We start from the raw sequence: 6551 nt of genomic DNA, 5'->3' as shown, positions 1-6551 counted from the left end.
GCCAAGAAGCTGCTGAAGGACTGCGCCGCGGCCGGCCTGACGCTGCGCGAGGCCAGCGCCGAGGAGCTGCTGGCGCGGGCCGACGAGCTGCATGCTCTCTATGGCCAGGTCCACCAGGCCCAGGGCCTGCGGCTGGCAACGCTGACGCCAGGCTATCTGCCGGCAATGGCCGCCGCCCTGGGTGCGCGCTTCCGCTGCCGCGTGGCCGAGCATGCCGACGGGCGCTGGCTGGGCTTCGTCACCAGCGTGCACGACGGCGACACGACGCTGGGCTACTACATCGGCTACGACCGCGCGGCCAATGCCGAGGCACCGATCTACCTGACGCTGCTGCAGTCCACTGTGCAGGACGCGATCGCCTTCGGTTCGACGCGGCTGAGCCTGGGCCGCACGGCGCTGGAGCCCAAGGCCAAGATGGGCTGTAGACCTGAGCCGCTGAGCTGCGCGGTGCGCCACCGCGTGTCGGCGCTGAACTGGATCACCACCGCGCTGACCAAGACGGCCGAGCACGATGAGCCGCCGGAGCGCAGCCCGTTCAAGGCCGCGCCTGTCGACGCGGCCTAGCTTTCAGCTGTAGGTCACTTCAATCGAAGTTCGGCTGCGCGTGCATGGGCCTGCAGGCCTTCGCCGTGGGCCAGCTCGCTGGCGATGCGGCCGAGTGTCTGCGCGCCCTCGGCGCTGACTTCGATGAGGCTGCTGCGCTTCTGGAAGTCGTAGACGCCCAGCGGGGACGAGAAGCGCGCTGTGCCGGCCGTGGGCAGTACATGGTTGGGGCCGGCGCAATAGTCACCGAGCGACTCGCTCGTGTAGGCGCCCATGAAGATCGCGCCGGCGTGGCGCAGCAGCGGCTCCCAGCGCTGCGGCTCGGCGGCGCTGATCTCCAGATGCTCGGGCGCGATGCGGTTGCTGATCTCGCAGGCCTCTTCCATCGAGCGCGTCAGGATCAACGCGCCGCGGCCCGCCAGCGACGCGCGGATGACGGCCTCGCGCGGCATCTCCTCGACAAGGCGCTCCATGCTGGCGCTGACGGCATCCAGGAAGGCGACGTCCGGGCTGAGCAGGATGCTCTGCGCCAGTTCGTCGTGCTCGGCCTGGCTGAACAGGTCCATCGCCACCCAGTCGGGCGGTGTCGTGCCGTCGGCAATGACGAGGATCTCGCTGGGGCCGGCAATCATGTCGATGCCGACTTGGCCAAACACATGCTTTTTGGCCGAAGCCACATACGCATTGCCCGGGCCGGTGATCTTGTCGACACGCGGGATGGTGGCCGTGCCGTAAGCCAGCGCCGCCACGGCTTGTGCGCCGCCAATGGTGAACACGCGATGCACGCCCGCCACCGCTGCGGCGGCCAGCACCAGCGGGTTGCGCACGCCGTCCGGCGTGGGCACGACCATGATGATCTCGCCGACGCCCGCGACCTGTGCGGGGATGGCGTTCATCAAGACACTGCTCGGATAGGCCGCTTTGCCACCCGGCACATAGATGCCCACGCGGTCCAGCGGCGTGACCTTCTGGCCGAGCAGGTTGCCGTCCTCGTCGCGGTAGCTCCAGCTGCGGCCGCAGGCTTCCAGCTGGCGCTCGTGGTAGGCCCGCACCCGCTTGGCTGCAGCCTGCAGGGCGGTGGCCTGGGCCGGCGTGATCGAGGCCAGCGCGGCCTGCAATTCGGCTTGCGTGATCTCCAGCGCGGCGACGTTGTCGGCCGTCACGCGGTCGAAGCGCGCGGTGTAATCCAGCACGGCAGCGTCACCACGCTCGCGCACATCGGCCAGGATCTCGGCGACGCGGCCTTCGATGGCGGCATCGTCCGCCGCCGACCAGTAGCGCAGGCGTTCGAACTCGGTATCGAAGTCGGGCGCGGCGGTGGAGAGTTGGCGAACGAGTTTCATGCAATGGCCGAGGCAAAGGCGTCGATCAGCGGGCGCAGCGCGTCGCGCTTGAGCTTGAGCGCGGCCTGGTTGACGACGAGGCGGGACGAGATGTCCATGATCTGCTCCACCTCGACCAGCTTGTTCGCCCTCAGCGTGCCGCCGGTGGAGACCAGGTCGACGATGGCCTCGGCCAGGCCGGTCAGCGGCGCCAGCTCCATGGAGCCGTAGAGCTTGATGAGGTCGACGTGCACGCCCTTGTCGGCGAAATGCTGGCGGGCGATCTCGGTGTACTTGGTGGCCACACGGATGCGCGAGCCCTGCTTGACGGCGGCGGCGTAGTCGAAGTCGGCGCGCGTGGCCACGCTCATGCGGCAGCGGGCGATCTTCAGGTCCAGCGGCTGGTAGAGGCCGTGCGAGCCGCCCTGGGCCAGCGCCTGCTCGTGCAGCACATCGCGGCYGGCCACGCCAAGGTCGGCGCCGCCGTACTGCACATAGGTCGGCACGTCGCTGGCACGCACCAGCACGACGCGAACGCCTTCGCGGTTGGTCGGCAGGATCAGCTTGCGCGAGGTTTCGGGGTCTTCCAGCACCTCGATGCCGGCGGCGCGCAGCAGCGGCAGCGTCTCTTCGAAGATGCGGCCCTTGGAGAGAGCGAGGGTCAGGCCGGTCATTGGGCGCTCCACTCTTCGGGGCTCAGCGTCTTCATCGACAGCGCATGGATCTGCTCGCGCATGCGCTCGCCCAGGGCCGCGTAGACACGCTGGTGGCGCTTGATGCGCGAGAGGCCGTTGAACTCGTCCGACACGATGGTCGCGAAGAAGTGGCGGCCGTCGCCCTCGACTTCGAGATGCGCGCAGGGCAGGCCTGCGGCAATGAAATCGCGCACTTCTTGCGGGGTCGGGTCGGCCATCACGGGTCCTCGGTGGAAACCCGAGATTCTAGAGACGGCTTAGCTTCTGATCTTGTAGCCGCTCTTCAGCAGCGATAAAGCGAGGCCTGCCGTGACCGCGAAGCTGACCCCGACAACGCCCAGGCTGAGCCAAGGCGACACGTCGCTGACCCCGAAGAAGCCGCGGCGGAAGCCGTCGATCATGTAGAAGAAGGGGTTCAGGTGGCTGATGCCCTGCCAGAAACCGGGCAGCGAGTGCACTGAGTAGAAGACGCCCGACAGAAACGTCATCGGCATGATGATGAAGTTCTGAAAGGCGGCCAACTGGTCGAACTTCTCGGCCCACAGGCCGGCGATCAGGCCCAGCGTGCCCATCAGGCCGGCGCCCAGCACCGTGAACAGCAGCACCCACAGGATGTTGTCCAGGCCCGGCGGCGCAAACCAGGCGGTGACCAGCAGCACGCCCGCCCCCACCGCCAGCCCGCGCACGACGGCCGCGCCGACATAGGCGACGAACCAGGCCGACGGCGACAGCGGCGTCAGCAGCAGGAAGATGAGGTTGCCGGTGATCTTGCTCTGGATGAGGCTGGACGAGCTGTTGGCGAAGGCGTTCTGCAGCACGCTCATCATCACGAGACCGGGGATCAGAAACTGCGTGTAGCCGACGCTGTCGTAGACCTTCACGTGATCTTCCAGCGTGTGGCCGAAAACGAGCAGGTACATCACCGCCGTCAGCACCGGGGCGCAGACCGTCTGGAACGCAACCTTCCAGAAGCGCAGGACTTCCTTCTTGAAGAGGGTGGAAGCACCATTCATGCGTGCTCTCCCTGCATGATTTCAAGAAACACGTCTTCGAGATCGGCGCGACCGATCTCCAGGTCTTCGATGGGAACTCCCTGTCCGCGCAGCTCGGCCAGCGTCGTCTCGACCTCATGGGCGTCATGCGCCGTCACCTGCACGATGCGCCCCGTTACCCGCGCACGCGCCGCGATGTCAGGTGGCAGCGCGGCATCGGTCTTGAAACGCAGCATCGTGGACGCCGTACCCGCCAACAGCTGCGAGGTGCGGTCCAGTGCCACGATGCGGCCGGCTTTCAGCATGCCAATGCGCTGGCACAGGGCTTCGGCTTCTTCGAGGTAATGCGTGGTCAGCAGCACCGTGTGGCCTTCCTTGTTGAGGCGGGCAATGAACTGCCACAGCGTCTGGCGCAGTTCCACGTCCACGCCGGCCGTGGGCTCGTCCAGCACGATGACGGGTGGGCGGTGCACCAGAGCCTGGGCGACCAGCACGCGGCGCTTCATGCCGCCCGACAGCTGGCGCATGTTGGCGTTGGCCTTGTCCGTCAGGCCCAGGTTGTGCAGCAATTCATCGATCCAGTCATCGTTGCCGTGCACGCCGAAATAGCCACTCTGGATGCGCAGCGACTCGCGCACGCTGAAAAAAGGGTCGAACACCAGTTCCTGCGGCACCACGCCCAGCGCCTTGCGGGCGGCGGCGTAGTCGTCCACCACGTCATGGCCCATCACGCGCACACGGCCCTCGGTGGCCTTGGCCAGGCCGGCAAGCACGCTGATCAGCGTCGTCTTGCCAGCACCGTTGGGGCCCAGCAGGCCGAAGAATTCACCGCAATGGATGTCGAAGCTGACACCATCCAGCGCCTTCACCTGCCCTCCCCGGTATGTTTTCTTGACGTTCTCGAAGGAGATGGCGGGCGGGGAGGCTGAATTCGGCATGGGGCGCGATTCTAAAAGTCAGCCCTATTTCGGTGCCGATCACTGCCAGAATGACCCGATGACCTGTGCGCCCCCATGCTCATTGCATTCACTGTGCCCCGAGGGGGTGCGTCATCCGCTCCGGGCGGCCGCGCGCTCCTGACATGCCCACCCCCAAACGCCCCCGCCGCACCGCCGAGCGCATCCTGGAGGTCACGCTGGAGCTGTTCAACAGCTTTGGCGAGCCCAATGTGTCGACGACGCTGATCTCGGCGGAACTGAAGATCAGCCCGGGCAACCTCTACTACCACTACCCGGCCAAGGACGAACTGGTCAACGCTCTCTTCGGCCGCTACGAGGCCGAGCTGAACGAGCTGCTCGCCGCGGCCGACAACGTGCGCAATGTGGAGGACGCCTGGCTGTTCTTCCACATGCTGTTCGAGCTGATCTGGAAGCACCGCTTCCTGTACCGCGACCTGAACGACCTGCTGTTCAAGAACCGCCGCCTCGAAACCCATTTCCAGACCCTGCTTGCCGCCAAGGAGCAGGCGATGCGCCACGTACTGTCGGGGCTGCACCTGGGCGGCGCGCTGAAGATGGACCTGCGCGAGGCGGCGCCGACGGCCAACGCGATGGTCGTGGTGGTGAGCTACTGGCTGAGCTACGAATACGTGCGCGACCCGCGCCATGCGCTGGAGCCCGATCGCGCCGGCGCAGCGCTGATGCGTGGCGCCTTCCACGCGCTCTCCCTGCTGCTACCCTACCTTGAGCCTGCGTCCAAGGAACACCTCTTCAAGCTCGCCGGCCAATACCAATCATCACAACCCTGATGGAGACAAAAGCGATGGCCAAGTGGACTGCCTTCCCCTACGACAACAGCGCCTTCGTCTACACGCCGGCCACGCTGAAGAAGCACTGGGCGCGGCTGCATGCCGGTGACGCCGAGCCCCTCCCCAAGGACGCCGCGGTGCTGCAGGCCTGGATTCATTTCCATGCCGGTGACTTCCAGGCCGCCTACGACGCGGGCCTCGCCGCCGGTGGCGCCGGCATCACGGTCGCCAACAAGGCCCAGGGTATCTACGCCAACTACCTCGAGAAGAAGGAGAAGGTGAAGCTGGAGATGTTCCTGGAGATCGCGGAGCGTGCCGAGGCGCAGCAGGCCGAGGAGCCCAAGAACCCCAACGCCTGGTACTGGCAGGCTTACGCGATCGGCCGCTACGGCCAGGGCATCAGCGTCGCCAAGGCGCTGGCGCAAGGCCTGGGCAGCAAGGTCAAGAACGCGCTGGAAACCACCATCGAACTCGCGCCCAAGCACGCTGACGCCCACATCGCGCTGGGCGCCTTCCACGCCGAAGTCATCGACAAGGTCGGCAAGCTGCTGGGCCGCACGCAAGGTGCTGACACGGCCACCGGCCTGAAGATGTTCGAGCAGGCCCTCAAGCTCAACCCGGCCAGTGCCATCGCCATGATCGAACGCGCCAACGGCCTCGTCATGCTGGAGGGCGACAAGCGCATGAAGGAGGCCGAGAAGCTGTACGCCGACGCGGCCGCCTGCGAGGCGATGGACGCGATGGAGTTGCTCGACATCGAGCTGGCCAAAGAGGAACTTGAGGAGTAATTCACGGTACCGATCGCAGATCGTGACGGAGTTCACGACCCGATCTCCCGTGCCTCCGGGGGTGCAAGTCAGCGCGTCGCGGCGTAAGCTTCGTCCCCACCAGCCACCCCCCACACGAGACCGCGCCATGAAGTTCCTGATCCCCGCTTTCGCTGCCGTCACCGTCTTTGCCGCCCAAGCCGGCAACAACGCCACGCCCGAGCAGGCCGAACTGCGCGCCGAGTGCGCCAAGAGCTACACCGACACCAGCAGCGTGGCAACGCCGGTCCCGTCCAACGAGTACCAGTTTGTCTACGCCAATGGCAAGTACAAGGGCGAAGCCAAGCCGGGCAAGCTGCTGGCCTGCACCGAGCAGCAGTACGCCGCCTACCTGGACAAGGCCGACCCGGCCAAGGTGATGGCCGCCTACCCGACGGCCGCCGGCCGCCCGACCGCCGCCAAGAAGAAGGCCGAGCCTTTCCGTC

General features: G+C 66.5%; 9 protein-coding genes. 4 read left to right on the top strand and 5 right to left on the bottom strand.

Features of this window, described 5'->3' with window-relative positions:
- The coding region (locus tag AC1DU6_RS16235) for a GNAT family N-acetyltransferase (RefSeq protein WP_477858309.1) at positions 1-564 on the top strand (564 nt) is incomplete at its 5' end.
- Between the two features lie 14 nt (positions 565-578).
- Here the strand turns inward: AC1DU6_RS16235 and hisD are convergent.
- The 5 genes from hisD to AC1DU6_RS16210 are packed head-to-tail and all read right to left on the bottom strand — an operon-like array spanning position 579 to position 4490.
- Positions 579-1886, bottom strand: coding sequence for a histidinol dehydrogenase (gene hisD / locus AC1DU6_RS16230; protein ID WP_477858307.1), 1308 nt, complete (start codon positions 1884-1886; stop codon positions 579-581).
- Entirely contained in the window at positions 1883-2539 is a 657-nt protein-coding gene (gene hisG / locus AC1DU6_RS16225) for an ATP phosphoribosyltransferase (protein ID WP_477858305.1), read from the bottom strand. The genes hisD and hisG overlap by 4 nt, the downstream gene beginning before the upstream one ends.
- Positions 2536-2778 carry a BolA family protein gene (locus AC1DU6_RS16220; RefSeq protein WP_056193694.1) on the bottom strand — a complete coding sequence of 81 codons (243 nt, stop codon included), beginning with the start codon at positions 2776-2778 and terminating at the stop codon, positions 2536-2538. Before AC1DU6_RS16220 ends, hisG begins: the two co-directional genes overlap by 4 nt.
- A 39-nt stretch (positions 2779-2817) precedes the next feature.
- A complete protein-coding gene (locus AC1DU6_RS16215; RefSeq protein WP_457323447.1) occupies positions 2818-3573 on the bottom strand; it encodes an ABC transporter permease in 756 nt (251 codons plus the stop codon).
- Positions 3570-4490 carry an ABC transporter ATP-binding protein gene (locus AC1DU6_RS16210; protein ID WP_056193688.1) on the bottom strand — a complete coding sequence of 307 codons (921 nt, stop codon included), beginning with the start codon at positions 4488-4490 and terminating at the stop codon, positions 3570-3572. The genes AC1DU6_RS16215 and AC1DU6_RS16210 overlap by 4 nt, the downstream gene beginning before the upstream one ends.
- A gap of 143 nt (positions 4491-4633) precedes the next feature.
- On the opposite strand from AC1DU6_RS16210, the gene AC1DU6_RS16205 reads away from it, so the two are divergent.
- From AC1DU6_RS16205 to AC1DU6_RS16195, 3 genes are all read left to right on the top strand, one after another.
- Positions 4634-5299 (top strand): TetR/AcrR family transcriptional regulator, encoded by a 666-nt coding sequence (locus AC1DU6_RS16205; protein WP_056193685.1) that lies wholly within the window; start codon positions 4634-4636, stop codon positions 5297-5299.
- Positions 5300-5313: 14 nt separating this feature from the next.
- A complete protein-coding gene (locus tag AC1DU6_RS16200; RefSeq protein ID WP_457326411.1) occupies positions 5314-6087 on the top strand; it encodes a tetratricopeptide repeat protein in 774 nt (257 codons plus the stop codon).
- Positions 6088-6214: 127 nt separating this feature from the next.
- On the top strand, positions 6215-6551 hold a 337-nt coding region (locus tag AC1DU6_RS16195; protein WP_477858302.1), incomplete at its 3' end, for a hypothetical protein.

The organism is Roseateles sp. P5_B10, assembly GCF_056400485.1.
The sequence above is the reverse complement of the archived record's forward strand: the minus strand, read 5'-3'. Positions and strand labels throughout refer to the sequence as shown.

Bases quoted from the DNA above. Each gene is read 5' to 3' on its own strand.
- AC1DU6_RS16200 (WP_457326411.1), top strand. From the start codon at position 5,314: ATGGCCAAGTGGACTGCCTTCCCCTACGACAACAGCGCCTTCGTCTAC.
- AC1DU6_RS16210 (WP_056193688.1), bottom strand. From the start codon at position 4,490: ATGCCGAATTCAGCCTCCCCGCCCGCCATCTCCTTCGAGAACGTCAAG.
- AC1DU6_RS16215 (WP_457323447.1), bottom strand. From the start codon at position 3,573: ATGAATGGTGCTTCCACCCTCTTCAAGAAGGAAGTCCTGCGCTTCTGG.
- hisD (WP_477858307.1), bottom strand. From the start codon at position 1,886: ATGAAACTCGTTCGCCAACTCTCCACCGCCGCGCCCGACTTCGATACC.
- AC1DU6_RS16220 (WP_056193694.1), bottom strand. From the start codon at position 2,778: ATGGCCGACCCGACCCCGCAAGAAGTGCGCGATTTCATTGCCGCAGGC.
- AC1DU6_RS16205 (WP_056193685.1), top strand. From the start codon at position 4,634: ATGCCCACCCCCAAACGCCCCCGCCGCACCGCCGAGCGCATCCTGGAG.